This window comes from Phenylobacterium deserti (genome assembly GCF_003254705.1).
Lineage (GTDB): Bacteria > Pseudomonadota > Alphaproteobacteria > Caulobacterales > Caulobacteraceae > Phenylobacterium > Phenylobacterium deserti.
This window is the reverse complement of sequence record NZ_QFYR01000001.1, coordinates 1,151,623-1,170,599: the sequence shown is the minus strand read 5'-3', so window position 1 is coordinate 1,170,599 and position 18,977 is coordinate 1,151,623. Positions and strand designations below refer to the sequence as shown.

Sequence of the window (18,977 nt, the reverse complement as noted above, 5' to 3'; positions counted from 1 at the left end):
GGGGGCGTCATGCCCATTTCCTATCTCTCGACGGCCCAGATCGCAGGGCTCGACCGCAGCATTCTGCAGAACCTGACGACGACGCACATCCGCGGCCTTGGTGCGAGCCAGGTTGCGGCCCTGACCGTCTCGGCCATCGAGACGCTGAGCGTTCAGCAGATCGGCTCTCTGACCGCCAACCAGGTCAAGGCGCTGACGGTCACGCAGATCCCGCACCTGCCGCAAACGCTCGGTCTCGACACCAACCAGCTGCTGGCGCTGAACGGGACCCAGCTGAACGCCCTTTCGGACACACAGATCAGCGCTTTCGATGCGACGCGTCTGGGCTCTCTCGGCGCCGGGCAAGTGGCCGCGTTCTCCGCCACCCGCTTCTCGGAATTGGACGCCAGCCAAATTGCGGGCCTGACGGTCACCCAGATGCGAGGCCTGTCCACCACCCAGATTGGTGCGCTGACGGCTAGCGACATCCAGGAGTTCTCGGCCACCCAGCTGGGCGCGCTTACGGCGGGCCAGATGACGGCCATCAATGCGACCCATGTCGCCCAGCTCAGCCTGGAGCAGCTGGCCGGGCTTGGCTCCACTCAGATCTCCGGACTGAACGCGACGGCGCTGTCGTCCCTGAGCGGCGCCCAGGTCGCCACCCTGACCGAGACGCAGGTCGCCGGCCTGAGCCGGTCGCAGATCGCCGGCCTCAGCGCGACGGACTTCGCCGAGCTCAGCGCCACCCAGATCACCGGCCTGTCGACGACGCAGATCGGCGCCGTCAGCGCCTCCAACCTCTGGTCGCTGTCCGGCGAGATCATCGGCGCGCTGACGCCCACCCAGTTCGGCGCCATCAGCGCAACCCAGTTCGCCGCCCTGCCTGCCGCTCACTTCGGCAAGCTCTCCTCGACCCAGGTGGCGAGCCTCTCGGCGTCCCAGTTGGGCGGACTGAGCGCTACGCTCATTTCGTCCTTCAGCGACACGCAACTGGCGGCTCTGAATGCCACGGCGATCCGCTCGCTTGGCGCCGAAGCCATAGGCGCGCTTTCCCCGAGCGAGTTCGGCCGCCTGTCGCGCGACCAGATCGCCGCCCTCACGCCTACCCAAGTCGGCGCTCTGTCGCTCACCAACTTCCAGGCTCTGGACGCCACGCACATCGCCGCGTTCACGACCACGCAGCTGCGCGGGATCTCGCCTTTCCAAGCCCGCAGCCTGCGTCCGGAAGAGATCGCCGAATTCTCGGCCAGCCAGATCGCCGGCCTCGCTGCGACGCAGGTGGGGGCTCTGAACCCCACCGCCCTCGCCTCCTTCAGCGTCACTCAACTGTCGGCGCTCAGCGCCGCACAGATGGGCGGGCTTTCGGCGACGAATTTCGGCGCGCTCGACGCATCTCAGGTGGCGGGCCTCACGACCACGCAACTCCAAGGCCTGAGCGCGACAACCGTGCGCGGCCTGCTGGCCGGCGATTTCGCGGAAATCGCGGAAGCGAAGCTCGGCGTCCTGACCGCGTCCCAGCTGGGGGCCTTGTCAGCGACCAACCTGTCCAGCCTGACCGCCACTCAGGTGGCCAGCCTCACCGCCACTCAGCTGCAGGGGCTGTCCCGCACCCAGTTCGCGGCCCTGGAGGCCGTAGACATCGGCGAGTTCACCGCCACGCAGATCGCCGGCCTTTCGGCCAATCAGGTCGGCGGCGTATCCGCTACCGGCCTGGCCGGCCTCACCACGGACCAGATCTCGGCGCTCACGCCAGCGCAGATCGGCGCGATCTCCGCCACCAACCTGCCCGCCCTGAACGCCACCCAGGTGGCGATGCTGTCGGCGACCCAGATCGGCGGCTTCAACGCCGCCCAGGTGCGCAGCCTCAGCACCACCGACTTCGGGAAGTTCACCTCCACCCAGCTGACCGCATTTACCGGCGCGCAGATGGGCGCCCTGTCCACGACCAACCTCTTCTCGCTGAGCAGCACCGCTTTCGGCGCACTGACGACCACTCAGGTGGCGAGCCTCACGTCGACCCAGATCGGCAGCCTGCAAGCCACCGAGTTCAGCCGGCTGACAAACAGCCAGATCAGCGCCCTGACCGCCGCGCAGGTGAAGTGGCTCACTCCCTCGGTGATCGCGTCCATGGGTCTCGAGCAGATCACCGCCCTCGCCCCCTCGCAGATCCCAGCTCTGACGGTCACCCAGGTTCGGGCGCTGAGCACCACGCAGGTGGCCGCCATGTCGCCGGCGCAGCTGAACGCCATGACCGGAGAGCAGGTGATGAACCTGCCGCTGCTCGCCTAGAGGAAGCTATAGGGATCGATGTCGATCGCCAGCCGCACGGAGGCTGGCGGCTTCACCCGGGCCCGCCAGGTGGTCATGTAGGCCGACAGGTCGACCCCGCGGTCTGCTCTTACCAGGAAGCGCTTGCGGCGGCGCCCGCGCACCAGGCTCAGAGGCGCATCGGCAGGCCCGTAGACCTCCACCCCTTCCGCGTTTGGGGCCGCTTCGGCCATCTGCCGCATGAAAGCGTCGAGCTGCCCCGGGTCCGCTCCGGACGCGATCACCGCCGCCAGCCGGCCGAACGGGGGCAGCTTGGCGAACAGGCGCTCCTCCATCTCCGCCGCCACGAACGCGTCGCGGTCCTGCGCCTGCAGCGCCTGCATGACGGAGTGTTCGGGCGCGTAGGTCTGCAGCAGGGCGCGCCCAGGCCGGTCCCGACGCCCCGCCCGGCCGGTGGCTTGCGCCAGAAGCTGGTAGGTCCGCTCGGCCGCACGCAGGTCGCCGCCGCGCAGTCCAAGGTCGGCGTCCACGACGCCGACAAGGGTGAGCTTTGGGAAGTTGTGGCCTTTGGCGGCCGCTTGGGTGGCCACGAGGATGTCGATCTGTCCCTCGGCCATCGCCTCCACCAGCCGCCGCGCCTCACGGGCGTCGAACACCGTGTCGGAGGAGAAGACGGCCACTCGCGCGTCGGGGAAAAGAGCGCGGGCTTCCTCCTCCACCCGCTCCACGCCGGGACCGATGGAGACCAGGCTGTCCTTGGCGCTGCAGTGCGGGCAGCGCTCCGGCTTGGGCATGGAGAAGCCGGTCAGGTGGCAGACCAGACGGCCCGAGTAGCGGTGCTCCACCAGCCAGGAGTCGGTGTCGGGCGCGGTCATGCGCTCACCGCACGCCTTGCAGAGCACCAGGGGCGCATAGCCGCGGCGGTTAAGGAACAGCAGGGTCTGCTCGCCCCGCTCAAGGGTCTCCGCCATCGCCCGCACCAGGGGCGGAGAGAGCCAACGCCCGGTCTCAGGCGGCGTCGCCCTGAGGTCCACCAGCTGGATCTCCGGCAACTGGGCGATGCCGTGACGACTGGAAAGCCGCAGCCAGCGGTAGCGGCCTTGCTCGGCGTTGCGCAGGGTCTCCAGAGACGGGGTCGCGGAAGCCAGAAGCACGCACGAACCTTCGATCTTGCCGCGCACCACAGCCAGATCACGCGCCTGGTAGATGAAGCCCTCCTCCTGCTTGAAGGAGCCGTCGTGCTCTTCGTCGACGACGATCAGGCGCAGGTTGGTGAAGGGGAGGAACAGGGCCGAGCGCGCGCCCACAACGATCCGGCAGCGCCCGCCGGCGACCGCTTCCCAGACCCGGCGACGGGCCGGCGGGGCGACATCGGAGTGCCACTCGCCGGGCTGCACGCCGAAACGCGCCGCGACGCGGCCGATGACCGCCTGCGTGAGAGCGATCTCCGGCAGCAGGACCAGCACCTGGGCGGTCGGATCTTCGGCCAAGGCTGCGGCGGCGGCTTCCAGGTAGACCTCCGTCTTGCCCGAGCCGGTCACCCCGTCGAGCAGGGCGACCTGAAAGCCGCCCGCCTGCAGCATCTCCTTGAGCACGTCGGCGGCCGCCGCCTGGCTGTCGCTGAGGCGCGATCCAGGCCGGCTGAGATCCGGCTCATCGAAGCGCGCCACCGCCTCAATCTCGTGCAGGGCCAGCACGCCTTCGTCGATCAGCCCTTTCACCACCCCAGATGAGACCCCGGCCGCGCGGGCGAGGTCGGCTGGGCTGAGGTCTGCCCCAGCGGCGGCTTGGAGAACCTTGCTGCGCGCCAACGTGGGCCGCGCAGGCTCAGCGCCCGTTGTTCGCACGACTTTCACCGGCTTGGGCTTGGGCGCCCGCGCGCCCCGCAGGGCGATGGCGAGAGGCTGGCCTGGAAAGTCGACGGCGTAGCGCGCCGCCCATTGGACGAACTCGATGGATCCCGGCGGCAGGCGCGGCTCGTCCAGCTTGCGCTCGATCGGCTTCAGCGGCCGATTGCCGCCGACGCCATCACGGATGCCGACCACCACGCCGCGCATCAGCCGAGGACCAAGCGGCGCGGCCACCTGGTCACCGACTTCCAGGCCAAGACCCTCCGGCTCGGCGTAGTCGAACGCCTCCGGCAGGGGCATGGGCAGAAGGACGGACGCTATGCGGGTCATCGGGAGGGTTTTGCGCACGGCCGCAGGGCGGCTACAAGCGCGCCAAGCAACGCAAGGCCCGACCGATGCATCTCTTCCTCGACACCACCGACGTCGCCGTTCTCAAGACCCTGGCCGCCACCGGCCTGGTGGACGGCGTAACCACCAACCCGACGCTGATCGCCAAGTCCGGACGTCCGATGCTCGAGGTCATCGCCGAGATCTGCGAGATCGTCGAGGGCCCGGTGAGCGCCGAAGTGGCCGCAACAGAAGCCGAGGCCATGCTGGCCGAAGGCCGCAAGCTGGCCGAGATCGCCACCAACGTCGTCGTGAAGGTGCCGCTCACCCGGGACGGCCTGATCGCCACGGGTCAGTTCACCCGCGAAGGCATCCAGACCAACGTCACGCTTTGCTTCTCGGCCGCCCAGGCTCTGCTGGCCGCCAAGGCGGGCGCCACCTTCATCAGCCCCTTCATCGGTCGTCTGGACGACTACGGCGCTGAGGGCATGGATCTGATCACCGAGATCCGCGCCATCTACGACAACTACAGCTTCGATACCGAGATCCTTGCGGCCTCGGTCCGCACCCCGGCGCACGTCACCCAGGCCGCCATCGCCGGCGCGGATTGTGCGACCATTCCGCCTGCCGTGTTCGAAGCCCTCTTCAAGCACCCGTTAACCGAAAAGGGTCTTGAACAGTTCATGAGCGACTGGGCCAAGACGGGGCAGTCGATCCTGTAGGGTTAATTCGGGGGACGGCATGGACGGGTCTCAAGGCAGCCTTTTCGAAGAGGCTCGGTTGGAACCCGCCGCCGTCCGCCGCTTCCTGGCCGACAACCCAGAGTTCCTGCTGGATGACGAGGGCCTGCTAGGCGAACTGGGGCTCAAGGTTACGGCGGACAACGTCGTCGACTTCGGCCAGGCCGCCTTGGCTCGGGTGCACGCCGCCCATGAGCGCGAGGCGATGCAGCGCCAGCAGATCGAGGAGATCGCACGCGCCAACTTCTCGGCCCAGGCCCAGATCCACGGCGCGGTGATCGACCTGCTGGACGCGCGCAACCATTCCGACCTGGCGTTCCGTGTCGATGAACTCGCCCGCCAGCGGTTCGGCCTGGCGGCCGGCGTCGTGGCGCTGGAGGGGCCCGAGCGGGTGCCTGCCGGCTGGGGCGTGTTGGTCGAGGGGCAGGTGGACCTGATCCTCGGCGCCCCGCAGCTGATGTCCCGCATGGGGTTTGCGCCCACCGCCCGCGGCCTGTTCGGCGACCGGGCTGAACAGATCCATTCTATGGCCATGGTGCGCATGGCCATGTGGGAGCCCTCCCGCGAGGCGCTGCTGGCCTTCGGGTCCGAAGACCCGGAAGGCTTTACGCCGGAAATGGGCGCAGAACTGGTGGTCTTCCTGGCCCGGGTAGTCGAGCGCACGGCCGAACGTTGGCCGGTCCTGTAAGCACCGCCTTCGAGGCGCGGGCGCTCTGGCTGGAGCACCTGGCCAACGAACGCCGCGCCTCGCCGCGCACGCTGGAAGCCTATGGCTTCATCGTCGCCCGCTACATCGCCTTCCTTGAACAGCACCGTGGTGAGGCGCTGACGGTTCGCGGCTTGAGCGAAGTGTTGGCCGGCGACGTCCGCGCCTGGCTTGCGCACCTGCGCTCCGGGGAGACGCCGCTGTCGCCGCGCTCCCTGTCTCAGTCGCTCTCGGCGATCCGCACGTTCCATCGCTTCCTGGACCGCCGCCTCGATGCGCCGAACGCCGCGATCGCCTTGGTGCGTGGCCCACGTGTGACGCCCGGCGCTCCGAGCCCGGTCAGCGAGGATCAGGCGCGCGGCCTCATCGAAGAGCCGGCGCTCGATCCAGACCGCGAAGATTGGGAAGTCGCCCGTGACCAAGCGGTGCTCACCTTGCTGTACGGATGCGGCCTTCGCATTTCCGAGGCGTTGTCGCTGATGCGTTCGGACGCGCCCCTCCCCGACGTGCTGCGCATTGTGGGCAAGGGTTCAAAGACGCGGGTCGTGCCAGTGCTGCCGGCTGTCCGCGAGGCGATTGACGCCTATCTCGCCAGCCTTCCTTTCGTGCTGGCCCCGGGCGACGCGTTGTTCCGGGCCAAGCGCGGGGGACCGCTCAGCCCGCGCCACGTGCAGGCCACGGTGCAGAACCTGCGCAGTCGGTTGGGTCTGCCGGACAGCGCCACGCCGCACGCTCTGCGGCACTCCTTCGCGACGCATCTACTTGGCGCGGGCGCCGACCTGCGGTCCATACAAGAACTGCTGGGCCACGCCTCGCTTTCGACGACGCAGCGCTACACCCAGGTGGATGCCCAGGCGCTGCTTAGCGCCTATGCTAACGCCCACCCCCGCGCCTGAGGCGATAGTCCTCGGACGGCGGTTGCGGCTGGTCCGGCTCCACGATCCCGTGAACCACCGTAGCCACCGGACAGCCATTCACCCTGCGGTTGACCGCGAGCTGAAGCGCGCCGGGCGGCTGCCTATTCAAGGTCTGGAACACGGGCCGGCCAAAACGATCGACCACCTTGTAGGGCGCGTTCTCGCAGTGTGCGGGCGCGGAGTAGAAATTGGGTGTTCGAACCTGAGTTCCGGCGGCTTCGGGACTGACGACCGCCGCGGACATAAGAATCGCGGCGAGGATCATTTCCGAAGCCCCGTCGCCAGACAGGCTGTGGCTGGCGGCTCGTCGGCCAGCTTCTTCACCTTGGCGTCTTCGCGCGCGGACCGGAACACGAGATCGTCCGTCGCAAGCGTGTGAGACAGCCGCCCCTCGGGGCACCTCGAGGGGCTTGGCAGAGTATAGACCCGGCCGCCGACCCTTCCGACCAATGGCGGAGCGGCTACGGGTGCAGGGGCGGCGGCCAGCAGGTTTGAGACCAGCAGCAGAGCGATCATGTGCAGCTCCTACTCAAGGAACTAGAACCTGAGCGCGCAACCGCAGATTGGCAACTCAAGTTTCGGCGCGCACTCGCACGAGCCGCCGCCAATCGATGTCCGAGCCCCAGTCGCGCCCTTCTTCGACGCAAACGAAGCCCTCACGCTCATAGAACCGCTGCGCCTTGTGATTGGCGGACTGGACCTTCAGGGAAACAGGGCCGCTCGCCTGGGCGCTGACATGGTCGAGCAGCGCCTTGCCGACGCCGCGGCCGCGATCCAGCACATAAAGAGAATGGAGAAAGTTCTGCGGTCGGTAGAAGCCGGCGAGGCCGACGACTTGGCCGTTCTCGACCGCGACGTAGATGTCCTCGTCGCGCACGGAATTGAGGAAGTCCTCTCGCCGGTGCCGCTCCGGCTCCAGCCAGGTGAAGGTGTCGACGAGGACCTTCAGGTAGAGGTCGGCGCAGGCCGGAATTTCTTCCGGCCTCGCCTTTCGGATCTCTAGGCTTTCGATCAAGCCTGCATGGTCCACCCTTCCACGCCCATGGCCGCCTGGCGCAGGGCTTCGGAGCGGGTGGGGTGCGGGTGGCAGGTGCGGGCCACGTCTTCCGACGCCGCCTTGAACTCCATGGCGACACAGTACTCGCCGACCATTTCGGAGACCTGCGGCCCCAGGAGGTGGGCGCCGAGGATTTCGTCCGTCTTGGGATCGGCCAGGATCTTCACGAAGCCCTCGGCCTCGTGATTGATCTTGGCGCGGCTGTTGGCCGTGAACGGGAACTTGCCGACCTTGTAGGGCACGCCCGCGGCCTTCAGTTCTTCCTCGTTGCGGCCGACCCACGCCACTTCCGGCACGGTGTAGACGACGCTCGGGATCAGGCCGTAGTTCACGTGGCCCGCCTTGCCCGCGATCGTCTCGATGGCCGCCACCGCCTCATCTTCGGCCTTGTGCGCCAGCATCGGGCCATGGGTCACGTCGCCGATCGCCCAGACGCCCGGCGCGCTGGTGCGCCAGTGGTTGGTCTCGATGAAGCCGCGCTTGTCGGCCGTGATGCCGACGTTCTCCAGGCCGAGCCCTTCCGTGTAGGGCCAACGACCGATGGCCAGCAGGACGTAGTCGGCTTCGATCGTCTCGGCCGCGCCGCCGGCGACCGGCTCGACGGTGAGGCTGACGCCCGTCTTAGACGCCTTCGCGCCGGTGACCTTCGCGCCCAGCTTGAACTCCATGCCCTGCTTGGTCAGGGAGCGCTGGAAGGTCTTCGCCATCTCGGCGTCCATGCCGGGCGAGATGCGGTCCAGGTACTCGACCACCGTCACCTTGGCGCCAAGGCGGCGCCACACGGAGCCCAGCTCCAGTCCGATAATGCCCGCGCCGATGACGATCAGGCTTTTGGGCACTTCCGGCAGCGACAGGGCGCCGGTGGAGTCCACGATGCGGTTGTTGTCGACGGTGACGCCCGGCAGGCCGGCCGGCTCAGAGCCCGTGGCGATCACGATATCCTTGGATTCCAGCACGCGGACGGAGCCGTCCTCGGCCGTGACCTCGACGCGATTGGGCCCCGCGATCTTGCCGGCGCCCTTCACCCAGTCGACCTTGTTCTTCTTGAAGAGGAACTCAATGCCCTTGGTGAGCTGGCCGACCGAGTCGGCCTTCTGCTTCATCATCTGAGGCAGGTTGAGCTTGGGCTGCACCTCGATGCCCAAGGTCGCGAACTCGGTGTTGGCCGCATCGAACAGCTCCGACGCGTGCAGCATCGCCTTGGAGGGAATGCAGCCCACGTTCAGGCAGGTGCCGCCAAGGGTCGTGCGCTTCTCCACGCAGGCGACCTTCAGGCCGAGCTGGCCGGCCCGGATCGCGGCGTTGTAGCCGCCGGGGCCGCCCCCGATGATGACGACGTCGTAGGTGGTGGTCTCAGCCATGTTGCGCCTGCCTGGATGTGAAGAAGGCGGAGGTCGCCTGCCGATCGGCCGCGCCCTCCGCCATGAGAAGCGATGTGGGTCTTAGACGTCCAGCAGCAGGCGCTGCGGGTCTTCAATGGCGTCCTTCACGTGCACCAGGAAGGTCACCGCGCCCTTGCCGTCGACGATCCGGTGATCGTAGCTGAGCGCCAGGTACATCATCGGACGGACGACGATCTGGCCGTTCACCACCATCGGACGCTCCTGGATCTTGTGCATGCCCAGGATGCCCGACTGCGGAGCGTTCAGGATCGGCGTCGACATCAGCGAGCCGTAGATGCCGCCGTTGGTGATCGTGAAGGTGCCGCCCTGCAGGTCTTCCAGCGAAAGTTGACCGTCGCGGGCCTTCTTCGCCAGGGCGCCGATTTCCTTTTCGATCTCGGCGAGTCCCAGGGCGTCGGCGTCACGGACCACCGGAACCACGAGACCCTTCTCAGTGCCGACAGCGACGCCGATGTCGTAGTGGTTCTTGTAGATGATGTCCTGGCCGTCGATCTCGGCGTTGACGTCCGGCACCTGCTTCAGCGCGTGAACCACGGCCTTGGTGAACAGGCTCATGAAGCCCAGCTTCACGCCGTGACGCTTCTCGAAGCTGTCCTTGTACTGGTTCCGCAGCGCCATCACCGCGCTCATGTCCACCTCGTTGAAGGTGGTCAGCATGGCGGCGCTGTTCTGGGCTTCCTTCAGCCGGCGCGCGATCGTCTGGCGCAGGCGGGTCATGCGGACCCGCTCCTCGCGAGCGTGGATTTCACGCGGGGCCGACGGAGCAGCGGCCGGCGCCGGAGCGTTGGCGCGAGCTTCCAGAGCCGCCAGGGCGTCGCCCTTGGTGACCCGACCGCCCTTTCCGGTGCCCGAGATAGCTGCAGGGTTCAGGTTGTTCTCGGCCGCGACGCGTTGGGCTGACGGGGCCAGCACCGGCTCGCTCTTGGGCGCGCTGGTGTCCGGCACGGCTGTGGAGGTCGGCACGGGCTTGCCGGGGGTCGCCTCCGGCTGCAGCTCGCCCGCCGGAACCGGCGTCGGCGTGGAAGACGGCGCCGCCGTCGGGGCGGGGCTGGCGGTCGGGGCGGAACCAGCGCCGGCGGAGCCGGCCGCACCTTCGGTCACGCGGCCCAGCACCGTGCCGGGCTCAACCGTCGCGCCTTCCGCCGCCGCGATCTCGGCCAGAACGCCGTCGGCGGGAGCCGCGACTTCCAGCGAGACCTTGTCAGTTTCCAGCTCGACGAGGATCTCGTCCTTGCGCACCGCGTCGCCGGCCTTCTTGGTCCAGCGCGCCACCGTGGCTTCGGTGACGGACTCGCCAAGCACTGGCGTCATGATGTCGGCCATTGGGGGTGCGCTCCTTGAGGTCTTTTGCTCTGTCTACGGATCAGGTCAGGCGAAGGCTTCGGTGAGGAAGGCTTCGAGTTCTTTCAGGTGGCGGCTCATCAGGCCGGCGGCCGGAGAAGCCGAGGCCGGACGGCCGACGTAGCGGGCGCGCTTGGAGGCGACGTTGATGCGCTCCAGGGTCAGCTCCAGCCACGGATCGACGAAGGTCCAGCCGCCCATGTTCTTCGGCTCTTCCTGCACCCAGGCCAGCTCGGCGTTCTTGAACCGCTTCAGCTCGTTGGAGAGCGACTTCAGCGGCCAGGGGTAGAACTGCTCGAGGCGCAGGATGTAAACATCGTCGCGGCCGGTCTTCGCGCGATGCTCGATCAGGTCGTAGTAGACCTTGCCCGAGCAGATCAGCACGCGCTTGATCTCCGCGTCCGGCTTCAGCGTCACCCCGCCCACGTCGGCGCCCGTCTGGGCGCCGTCCAGCAGGACGCGATGGAACTTCGAGCCTTCGGCGAAGTCGGCCATAGTCGAGACCGCACGCTTGTGGCGTAGCAGGCTCTTGGGCGTCATCACGATCAGCGGCTTGCGGAACTCGCGGAGCACCTGACGACGCAGGGCGTGGAAGTAGTTCGCAGGCGTGGTCGGATAGATGACCTGCATGTTGTCTTCGGCGCACATCTGCAGATAGCGCTCGAGACGCGCGGAGGAGTGCTCCGGGCCTTGGCCCTCGTAGCCGTGCGGAAGCAGCATGACGAGGCCGCTCATGCGCAGCCACTTGCGCTCGCCCGACGAGATGAACTGGTCCACGACCACTTGGGCGCCGTTGGCGAAGTCGCCGAACTGGGCTTCCCACATGGTCAGGGTGTTCGGATCGGTCAGCGAGAAGCCGTACTCGAAGCCCAGCACCGCCTCTTCCGACAGCGCCGAGTTCAGCACCTCGAAGTGCGCCTGGTTCGGACCTAGGTTGCGGAGGGGGAAGTAGAGCTGCTCGGTCTTCTGGTCGATCAGGCCGGCGTGGCGGTGGGTGAAGGTGCCCCGAATGCTGTCCTGGCCGGACAGGCGGACCGGATAGCCCTGGTCGAGCAGGGTAGCAAAGGCCAGGTGCTCGCCCGTCCCCCAGTCGATCCCCTCACCCTTTTCGATCGCATCGCGGCGACCGTTGATGACGCGTTCGACCGTCTTGTGGACGGTGAGCGCCTCGGGGATCGAGGTGATCTTGCGACCGAGGTCCAGCAGCTTGGTCTTGGCGACGCCGGTGACGCCGCTTTCTTCCGTGCCCGGCAGCTTCAGGCCGGACCACTTGCCGTCCAGCCAGTCAGCCTTATCGGCCTTGTAGCTCTTGCCGGCGTCGAACTCCCTGTCGAGGTACTCGTCGAACTCGGCCAGCAGGGTGTCGACTTCCGGCTGGCTGACCACGCCATCGGCGACGAGGCGGGTCGAGTACAGCTGGCGCACCGACGGATGGTCCTTGATCTTCGCGTACATCAAGGGCTGCGTCATCGTCGGATCGTCGCCCTCGTTGTGGCCGAACCGGCGATAGCAGAACATGTCGATGACGACGTCCTTGCCGAACTGCTGCCGGTACTCGGTGGCCACCTTGGCGGCGAAGACCACGGCTTCCGGATCGTCGCCGTTCACGTGGAAGATCGGAGCTTCCACCATCATGGCCACGTCGGACGGATAGGGCGACGAGCGCGAGTTCTTGGGGCTCGTCGTGAAGCCGATCTGGTTGTTGACGATGAAGTGGATGGTGCCGCCGACGCCGTAGCCCTTGAGGCCAGACAGGGCGAAGCACTCGGCCACCACGCCTTGGCCGGCGAAGGCCGCATCGCCGTGCAGCAGCAGCGGCAGCACGTGGCCGCGGCCCGCGTCCGGGGTTTCGCGCAGGGTGAAGGCTTGCTTGGCGCGCACCTTGCCGATGACGACCGGGTTGACGATCTCGAGGTGCGAGGGGTTCGCCGTCAACGACAGGTGGACGCTGTTGCCGTCGAACTCACGGTCCGACGAGGCGCCCAGGTGATACTTCACGTCGCCCGAACCCTCGATGTCCGAGGGGACAGACGAGCCGCCTTGGAACTCGTGGAAAATGACGTGGTAAGGCTTGCCCATCACGGCGGCGAGGACGTTGAGGCGGCCGCGGTGCGGCATACCCAAGACGATGTCCTTCACGCCCAGGGCGCCGCCCCGCTTGATGATCTGCTCGAGCGCCGGGACCATCGCCTCGCCGCCGTCGAGACCGAAGCGCTTGGTGCCCGGGAAGCGGCGATGGAGGAAACGCTCGAAGCCTTCGGTGGCGATCAGCTTCTTCAGGATGGCGATCTTGCCTTCCTTGGTGAAGATGATCTCCTTGTCGCGGCCTTCGATGCGCTCCTGCAGCCAGGATTTCTCCTTGGGGTCGGAGATGTGCATGTACTGCACGCCGACGTTGCCGCAGTAGGTGCGGCGCAGGATCGTCAGGATCTCGCGCAGGGTCGAGGTCTCGAGACCCAGCACGTAGTCAAGGAAGATCGGACGGTCGAAGTCGGCTTCCGTGAAGCCGTAGGTCGCCGGATCCAACTCCGACGCATCGCCCGGCGTGGTGGCGATGTTCAGCGGGTCGAGATTGGCCTTCAGATGGCCGCGCATGCGGTAGGCGCGGATCATCATGATGGCGCGCAAGCTGTCGAGGGTCGCGGCGCGCACAGCGTCGGCCGAAGCCGCCGGAGCGCGGTCGGCGATCTTCTTCTCGACCTTGGCCTGAACGGCCGGCCACATGCCGTCGAGGGCCGACAGCCACTCGGGCCGCGGCTGGGGCGCGGAAGGTTTGCTCCAGGCGGGCTTTGCGGCCGCGCGCTTCACTTCCTCGGCCCGGTCGGCCAGGGAAGCGAAGAACGCCTGCCACGAGGGCTCGACCGAACTCGGGTCGGCCGCCCACTGGGCGTAGAGGTCCTCAACGAAGGCCGCATTGCCGCCGTAGAGGAACGAGGTCTCCGCCAGAACCTCGTTGATAAGACCCGCGTCGTCCGCCATCTCGTCCGCCTTCCGGAGGTCCGGGCCGCGGAGCTTCTGATCAGAGGAGCCGAGCGCGGACCGCCCTTACGTCAAAATATGGGTCTCAGGCGCCCTTGAGCACCTCGACCAAGGTTTCACCCAGCTTCGCCGGCGACGGCGAGACGCGGATGCCCGCGGCTTCCATCGCAGCAATCTTGTCCTCGGCGCCGCCCTTGCCGCCGGAGATGATCGCACCGGCGTGGCCCATCCGGCGGCCCGGAGGCGCCGTACGACCCGCGATGAACCCGACCATAGGCTTCTTGACCGATGAATTCTTGATGAATTCAGCGGCTTCTTCCTCGGCCGAACCACCGATCTCGCCGATCATGATGATCGACTCGGTCTCAGGGTCCTTCAGGAACATGTCGAGCACGTCGATGAACTCGGTGCCCTTCACCGGGTCCCCGCCGATGCCCACGGCCGTCGTCTGGCCAAGGCCCACCGCGGAGGTCTGGAACACGGCCTCATAGGTAAGCGTCCCGGAGCGCGAAACAACGCCCACGGAACCCTTCTTGAAGATGTTGCCAGGCATGATGCCGATCTTGCTTTCGCCCGGCGTCAGGATGCCCGGGCAGTTCGGGCCGATCAGGCGCGACTTGGAGCCGGACAGCGAGCGCTTCACCTTGACCATGTCGGCCACGGGGATGCCCTCGGTGATGCAGACGATGAGCGGAACTTCCGCATCGATCGCTTCCAGGATCGCGTCGGCCGCGAACGGCGGCGGGACGTAGATCACGCTGGCGTCCGCGCCGGTTTCCTTGACCGCCTCCTGGACGGTGTCGAACACCGGCAGGCCGAGGTGGGTCGTGCCGCCCTTACCGGGCGTGGTGCCGCCGACCATCTTGGTCCCGTAGGCGATGGCCTGTTCCGAGTGGAACGTGCCCTGCTTGCCCGTGAAGCCCTGGCAGATGACGCGGGTGTCTTTACCGATGAGGATCGACATCGAACTTACGCAGCTCCCCGAACGGCTTGGACGATCTTCTCTGCCCCGTCGGACAGGTCGTTGGCGGAGACCACGTTGAGCCCGCTGGCCGCGATGATTTCCTTGCCCTTTTCGACGTTGGTGCCTTCCAGACGGACGACCAGCGGCACCTTCAGGCCCACTTCCTTGACCGCCTCGACCACGCCTTCCGCGATGATGTCGCAGCGCATGATGCCGCCGAAGATGTTCACCAGGATGCCCTTCACGTTGGGGTCCGCGGTGATGATCTTGAAGGCCGCCGTGACCTTCTCCTTCGAAGCGCCGCCGCCGACGTCCAGGAAGTTGGCCGGCTCGGCGCCGTAGAGCTTGATGATGTCCATGGTCGCCATGGCCAGGCCGGCGCCGTTGACCATGCAACCGATCTCACCATCGAGGGCGATGTACGACAGGTCGTACTTGGAGGCCTCGATCTCCTTCGGATCCTCCTCGCTCTCGTCGCGCAGGGCGAAGATGTCCGGATGACGGAACAGGGCGTTGGAGTCGAAGGAGACCTTGGCGTCCAGGACCCGCAGTTGCTCGTCAGCGGTGACGATCAGCGGGTTGATCTCCAGCATGCTCATGTCCTTGGCCATGAAGGCGTCGTAGAGCTGCGAGAGGAGCTTGGAGGCTTGCTTGGCCAGGTCGCCCTTCAGGCCCAGGGCCTTGGAGAGCAGCAGACCGTGGTGCGGGAAGGCGCCGGTCGCCGGGTCGATCGAGAAAGTGACGATCTTTTCCGGCGTGGCGTGGGCCACATCCTCGATGTCCATGCCGCCTTCGGTGGAGGCCACGACCGAGACCCGGCTCGTTTCGCGGTCGACCAGCAGCGACAGGTAAAATTCCTTGGCGATCGCCGCGCCTTCTTCGATGTAGAGGCGGTTGACCTGCTTGCCCTTGGGGCCGGTCTGGTGGGTCACCAGCACGCGGCCGAGCATTTCCTCGGCATTGGTGCGGACCTCATCCACCGACTTGACCACCCGAACGCCACCCTTGGCGTCCGCGCCAAGGCCTTCGAAGCGGCCCTTGCCGCGGCCGCCAGCGTGGATCTGGGACTTCACGACAAAGACGGGTCCGCCGAGCTGCTCGGCTGCCTTCACGGCTTCGTCGACGGAGTACGCGGGATAACCGCGCGGGACCGCCACGCCGAACTCAGCGAGGACGGCTTTGGCTTGGTGTTCGTGAATGTTCATGAGCTCGCGGGCGCTTGCCTATAAGCCTCGCCCTTGCGGCGAGTGGCGGGCGTTATAGGCGCCACGCCTTGGGCTGGCAACCGCACGTGCGACCGAAAAACGCAGTCTTTTCTCGGCGACGAGCCCGCAAGGTCAGGCGAACTTAGCCTTAGTGGTCAGATGTTTAACGGCTTTTCGTCTTGGCGGATGGTAGCGGTAACACGTGAAGCAGCCCTGCAATGATTCCGCCGAGCACGAGACCAAGCACGCCGGAAGCCACTGCGAACGCCAGCCAACCGGTCACTGGCCCGATAACGGGCACGCCCGCGGCGGCATGAGCGAAGCCCTCCACCAGGTGCGGGATAGGTGTCAGGTGGAAGTGCTCCAGACCGTGGATCAGGATGCCGCCGCCGACCCATAGCATCGCGGCCGTGCCCACGGTCGCCAGGCCGGAGAGCACGATCGGCATGCCCTTCACCAAGGCGCGACCGACACTCTGCGACGCGCGGCTGGGCCGTTGGCTCATGTGCAGGCCGATGTCGTCCAGCTTCACGATGAGGGCGACGACGCCGTAGACGCCGACTGTGATCAGCAAGGCCACGAGCGCCAGAGCGGCGGCCTGGATGGCCAGCGGTCGCGTGGCGACCTCGGAAAGCGCGATGGCGGTGATCTCGGCGGACAGGATGAGGTCTGTGCGGATGGCGCCGCTGACCTGCTGCTTCTCCAACTGGGTCGCGTCGAGCACGGCCTGCTCGACCAGCTCCTCGTCGTGCCCCTTGTGGAAGCTCTCGAGGATCTTCTCGGCGGCTTCGAAGCAGAGGTAGGCCCCCCCCAGCATCAGCAGCGGCGTCACCGCCCAGGGCGCAAAGGCGCTGAGCAGCAGGGCGCCCGGCAGCAGGAAGATGAACTTGTTGCGAAGCGAGCCGATCGCGATCTTGAAGACGATCGGCAGCTCCCGGTCGGGCGAGAAGCCCATGGCGTAGCCGGGCGTCACTGCCGTGTCGTCCACCACCACGCCGACCGCCTTGGAACTGGCCTTGCCGGCCGCGCCCGTGACGTCGTCGAGGGAGGCGGCGGCGACCTTGGCGATGGTGGCGACGTCGTCGAGAAGAGCGAGCAGGCCGGAGGACATGAAAACTCTGGGTCGGGGCGCCGCGCCGATATCGCCGGCGCCTGACCTGCTACGCAGTCCCGCCCGGCGCGTAAAGGCCCGGACTCAGCCGAAGAACAGCTGCCACATGGTCCGGCCGGGAATGAAGGCGAAGGCCAGGTTGATGACGAACCCGCCGTAGAAGAGGCCCATCATGGCGCGGCGGTGGCGCTGCACCTGGTGACGCTTGGCCCACAGCACCGCTAGCGGCAGGGTGATTAGGGTCCAGCCGGTGAGTAGGTGCAGGATCGACAGCCCGCCGCCGTTCGCGCCCCTGATGAACATGGACGAGCCCGCCACCAGCGCCACCAGGCCGACCCAGGTCCAGCCGCCCGCCCGGTGCAGGATCCGCCCTTTCCGCAGCCACATCAGGGCGGCGCCAAGCAGGATGGCGCCAAGCGCGCCTAGGATGTGAAGCTGGATGGCCAGCGGCAGGTGCGCGAACAGCTTCAGATCCGGCAGGTGCGGCTGAGCGTTAAGAGCCAAGCGGTAGATGCGCGGCCCAGAAGGCGCCAGGGCGATGAAGATGATGAGGGAGCCGATCGCGGCGCTCAGCAACAACCGGGTCCCGAACGGCATGAGGACCGGCGGCGTTTGCGATTGAGATGACATCCTTTATCTCCGCTCAAAAGGCGCTGCGGCGCCGTTGACGTCGGGGATGCGGCCGGGCGGCTGCGGAGGCAAAGGCGCATGCGTCGGCTGACAGCTTCGCTTCGTGAGCGGCGGGCGGACGCCGTTGGCGCTTCGCGAACGGCGGCGCTTCGATGACGGCGCAGCGCCGCGCGTTTTCACGGGGGCGTCTGGGCCCCTACACCCGCCGGTCGGGATGGGTGCGCGGCGTCACCATCAGCTTGTTCGCCGCCCTCTTCCTGGCCCTTTCCGGCGCTTTCGGGTCAGGCGATGCGCCGTTGAGCCGCCGCCTCGTCTACTGGGTCCCCTTGATGCTGGTCGGCTGGATCTGGGGCTCCTTCGTGGCGGGCCTCTTCCGCTTCGGCTACGGGGAGCGCCGGCGCATCTGGCTGCGGGTGGTCGGCGCCTCGCTGGCCATGGCCCTGCCCTTCACCTTGGTGGTCGCCGCCTTCTCCAGCCTCCTCTACGGGGCGCAAGTGGGCCTGGAGGATGCGCCCGGCCTGCTTCTCGCGGTCACGTCGGTGGCCCTGGTCATGACCAGTCTGAACGTCCTTACCGAGCAGCGCTTGGTCACCGAGGCGGCGCCTCCGGCGGCCGCGCCGCCTCGCTTTCTGGAACGGCTGCCTCTGAAGCTGCGCGGCGCGGAGGTCTGGGCAGTGGAAGCCGAGGACCATTATCTGCGGCTGCACACCTCCCGGGGGCAGGACCTCATTCTGATGCGGCTTTCGGATGCCGTGGCGGAACTCGAGGGGATTGAAGGCGCCCAGGTGCATCGCTCCTGGTGGGTCGCCCGCGCAGCCATCACCGACGCACGGCGAAGCGACGGCCGCGCCACCCTCACACTCAAGGACGGCTCGGAGGTTCCCGTCAGCCGTACCTACGCGCGCATTCTTCGGGAGCGCAGCTGGATCTAGGCGCGGCGCCGCGCGCGCCATTGGTCCCGCGTCTGACCCCAAAGATCCATCAGCGGACCCTCGTAGGGCGGCGGCAGATGCGCCCGCCGAAGCACGGTCGCGCCGAGGCGCTTGGCGACGGCTTGGCTGGCGGTGTTCTGGGGATCGATCACGTGGACCACCTCGGTCCAGCCCAGATGGTCAAAGGCGTAGTCGATGGCTGCGGCGACACCCTCGGTGGCGTAGCCCTTTCCCCAGGCCTCGCGCGCCAGGCCGTAGCCGACCTCCGCGGCGGGCCAGTCCGCAGGCTTCCACGGCCCCAGACGACCGACCCAGCGGCCAGTGGACTTCTCGATCACCGAGAACATTGAGAACCCTGTCACCGACCAGGCGCCCACCAGGGTGCACATCTGCCGCCAAGCGAGGGAACGCGGCTGCACGCCGCCGACGAAGCGCGTCGCTTCCGGGTCAGCGGCGAAGTCCGCGAAGGCGTCGAGGTCTTCGGCCTGCGGCGCGCGCAGGATGAGGCGATCTGTCTCAAGAACCGGCGCTGGCGTCGGCATCGGTTTTGCCTTCATCTTTGCTTTGG

Annotated in this window: 16 protein-coding genes; 5 read left to right on the top strand and 11 right to left on the bottom strand. The window is 67.3% G+C overall.

Annotated elements, in window-relative coordinates; translation table 11 throughout:
• The first annotated feature begins 9 nt into the window (after positions 1–9).
• Positions 10–2,268, top strand: coding sequence for a hypothetical protein (locus DJ018_RS05855; RefSeq protein ID WP_111513915.1), 2,259 nt, complete (start codon positions 10–12; stop codon positions 2,266–2,268).
• Here the strand turns inward: DJ018_RS05855 and DJ018_RS05850 are convergent.
• Positions 2,265–4,427 (bottom strand): primosomal protein N', encoded by a 2,163-nt coding sequence (locus DJ018_RS05850; RefSeq protein WP_111513914.1) that lies wholly within the window; start codon positions 4,425–4,427, stop codon positions 2,265–2,267. The genes DJ018_RS05855 and DJ018_RS05850 overlap by 4 nt on opposite strands.
• Positions 4,428–4,492: 65 nt before the next feature.
• Between DJ018_RS05850 and fsa the strand changes: the two genes are divergently transcribed.
• From fsa to DJ018_RS05835, 3 genes are read left to right on the top strand one after another with little or no spacing between them, the layout of a single operon-like run.
• The gene (gene fsa / locus DJ018_RS05845) at positions 4,493–5,146 is read left to right on the top strand and encodes a fructose-6-phosphate aldolase (protein WP_111513913.1); all 654 of its coding nucleotides are present in this window, start codon (positions 4,493–4,495) and stop codon (positions 5,144–5,146) included.
• A gap of 19 nt (positions 5,147–5,165) precedes the next feature.
• Positions 5,166–5,852, top strand: coding sequence for a DUF484 family protein (locus DJ018_RS05840; RefSeq protein ID WP_111513912.1), 687 nt, complete (start codon positions 5,166–5,168; stop codon positions 5,850–5,852).
• Positions 5,837–6,766 (top strand): tyrosine recombinase XerC, encoded by a 930-nt coding sequence (locus DJ018_RS05835; RefSeq protein WP_111513911.1) that lies wholly within the window; start codon positions 5,837–5,839, stop codon positions 6,764–6,766. The genes DJ018_RS05840 and DJ018_RS05835 overlap by 16 nt, the downstream gene beginning before the upstream one ends.
• 282 nt (positions 6,767–7,048) lie before the next feature.
• Here DJ018_RS05835 and DJ018_RS18945 read toward each other — a convergent pair whose 3' ends face one another.
• From DJ018_RS18945 to DJ018_RS05790, 9 genes are all read right to left on the bottom strand, one after another.
• On the bottom strand, positions 7,049–7,303 hold the full coding sequence (locus DJ018_RS18945; protein ID WP_133254225.1) for a hypothetical protein: 255 nt from the start codon (positions 7,301–7,303) through the stop codon (positions 7,049–7,051).
• A 55-nt stretch (positions 7,304–7,358) separates the two neighbouring features.
• Positions 7,359–7,802: a GNAT family N-acetyltransferase gene (locus tag DJ018_RS05825; protein ID WP_165842805.1), complete on the bottom strand. Its 444-nt coding sequence runs from the start codon at positions 7,800–7,802 to the stop codon at positions 7,359–7,361.
• Positions 7,799–9,205 carry a dihydrolipoyl dehydrogenase gene (gene lpdA, locus DJ018_RS05820; RefSeq protein WP_111513909.1) on the bottom strand — a complete coding sequence of 469 codons (1,407 nt, stop codon included), beginning with the start codon at positions 9,203–9,205 and terminating at the stop codon, positions 7,799–7,801. Before lpdA ends, DJ018_RS05825 begins: the two co-directional genes overlap by 4 nt.
• A gap of 81 nt (positions 9,206–9,286) precedes the next feature.
• Positions 9,287–10,570 (bottom strand): 2-oxoglutarate dehydrogenase complex dihydrolipoyllysine-residue succinyltransferase, encoded by a 1,284-nt coding sequence (odhB, locus tag DJ018_RS05815; protein ID WP_111513908.1) that lies wholly within the window; start codon positions 10,568–10,570, stop codon positions 9,287–9,289.
• A 45-nt stretch (positions 10,571–10,615) separates the two neighbouring features.
• Positions 10,616–13,567, bottom strand: a complete 2,952-nt coding sequence (locus tag DJ018_RS05810) for a 2-oxoglutarate dehydrogenase E1 component (protein WP_111513907.1) — start codon at positions 13,565–13,567, stop codon at positions 10,616–10,618.
• 85 nt (positions 13,568–13,652) lie between these two features.
• The gene (sucD, locus tag DJ018_RS05805; protein ID WP_111513906.1) at positions 13,653–14,531 is read right to left on the bottom strand and encodes a succinate--CoA ligase subunit alpha; all 879 of its coding nucleotides are present in this window, start codon (positions 14,529–14,531) and stop codon (positions 13,653–13,655) included.
• A 5-nt stretch (positions 14,532–14,536) separates the two neighbouring features.
• On the bottom strand, positions 14,537–15,736 hold the full coding sequence (gene sucC / locus DJ018_RS05800) for an ADP-forming succinate--CoA ligase subunit beta (protein WP_111513905.1): 1,200 nt from the start codon (positions 15,734–15,736) through the stop codon (positions 14,537–14,539).
• Between the two features lie 163 nt (positions 15,737–15,899).
• The gene (locus tag DJ018_RS05795; protein WP_111513904.1) at positions 15,900–16,847 is read right to left on the bottom strand and encodes a DUF808 domain-containing protein; all 948 of its coding nucleotides are present in this window, start codon (positions 16,845–16,847) and stop codon (positions 15,900–15,902) included.
• Between the two features lie 84 nt (positions 16,848–16,931).
• Positions 16,932–17,477, bottom strand: coding sequence for a DUF2306 domain-containing protein (locus tag DJ018_RS05790; protein ID WP_133254224.1), 546 nt, complete (start codon positions 17,475–17,477; stop codon positions 16,932–16,934).
• Positions 17,478–17,629: 152 nt separating this feature from the next.
• Here DJ018_RS05790 and DJ018_RS05785 point away from each other — a divergent pair, with 152 nt between their 5' ends.
• Positions 17,630–18,409, top strand: coding sequence for a LytTR family DNA-binding domain-containing protein (locus tag DJ018_RS05785; protein WP_111513902.1), 780 nt, complete (start codon positions 17,630–17,632; stop codon positions 18,407–18,409).
• Here DJ018_RS05785 and DJ018_RS05780 read toward each other — a convergent pair.
• Positions 18,406–18,951, bottom strand: coding sequence for a GNAT family N-acetyltransferase (locus DJ018_RS05780; RefSeq protein WP_111513901.1), 546 nt, complete (start codon positions 18,949–18,951; stop codon positions 18,406–18,408). The genes DJ018_RS05785 and DJ018_RS05780 overlap by 4 nt on opposite strands.
• Positions 18,952–18,977 lie beyond the last annotated feature (26 nt).

What these genes read in the sequence shown, in the direction of transcription:
- DJ018_RS05855 (WP_111513915.1), top strand. Translation starts at nt 10, where the DNA reads ATGCCCATTTCCTATCTCTCGACGGCCCAGATCGCAGGGCTCGACCGC.
- DJ018_RS05850 (WP_111513914.1), bottom strand. Translation starts at nt 4,427, where the DNA reads ATGACCCGCATAGCGTCCGTCCTTCTGCCCATGCCCCTGCCGGAGGCG.
- fsa (WP_111513913.1), top strand. Translation starts at nt 4,493, where the DNA reads ATGCATCTCTTCCTCGACACCACCGACGTCGCCGTTCTCAAGACCCTG.
- DJ018_RS05840 (WP_111513912.1), top strand. Translation starts at nt 5,166, where the DNA reads ATGGACGGGTCTCAAGGCAGCCTTTTCGAAGAGGCTCGGTTGGAACCC.
- DJ018_RS18945 (WP_133254225.1), bottom strand. Translation starts at nt 7,303, where the DNA reads ATGATCGCTCTGCTGCTGGTCTCAAACCTGCTGGCCGCCGCCCCTGCA.
- lpdA (WP_111513909.1), bottom strand. Translation starts at nt 9,205, where the DNA reads ATGGCTGAGACCACCACCTACGACGTCGTCATCATCGGGGGCGGCCCC.
- odhB (WP_111513908.1), bottom strand. Translation starts at nt 10,570, where the DNA reads ATGGCCGACATCATGACGCCAGTGCTTGGCGAGTCCGTCACCGAAGCC.
- DJ018_RS05810 (WP_111513907.1), bottom strand. Translation starts at nt 13,567, where the DNA reads ATGGCGGACGACGCGGGTCTTATCAACGAGGTTCTGGCGGAGACCTCG.
- sucD (WP_111513906.1), bottom strand. Translation starts at nt 14,531, where the DNA reads ATGTCGATCCTCATCGGTAAAGACACCCGCGTCATCTGCCAGGGCTTC.
- sucC (WP_111513905.1), bottom strand. Translation starts at nt 15,736, where the DNA reads ATGAACATTCACGAACACCAAGCCAAAGCCGTCCTCGCTGAGTTCGGC.
- DJ018_RS05795 (WP_111513904.1), bottom strand. Translation starts at nt 16,847, where the DNA reads ATGTCCTCCGGCCTGCTCGCTCTTCTCGACGACGTCGCCACCATCGCC.
- DJ018_RS05790 (WP_133254224.1), bottom strand. Translation starts at nt 17,477, where the DNA reads ATGTCATCTCAATCGCAAACGCCGCCGGTCCTCATGCCGTTCGGGACC.
- DJ018_RS05785 (WP_111513902.1), top strand. Translation starts at nt 17,630, where the DNA reads ATGACGGCGCAGCGCCGCGCGTTTTCACGGGGGCGTCTGGGCCCCTAC.
- DJ018_RS05780 (WP_111513901.1), bottom strand. Translation starts at nt 18,951, where the DNA reads ATGCCGACGCCAGCGCCGGTTCTTGAGACAGATCGCCTCATCCTGCGC.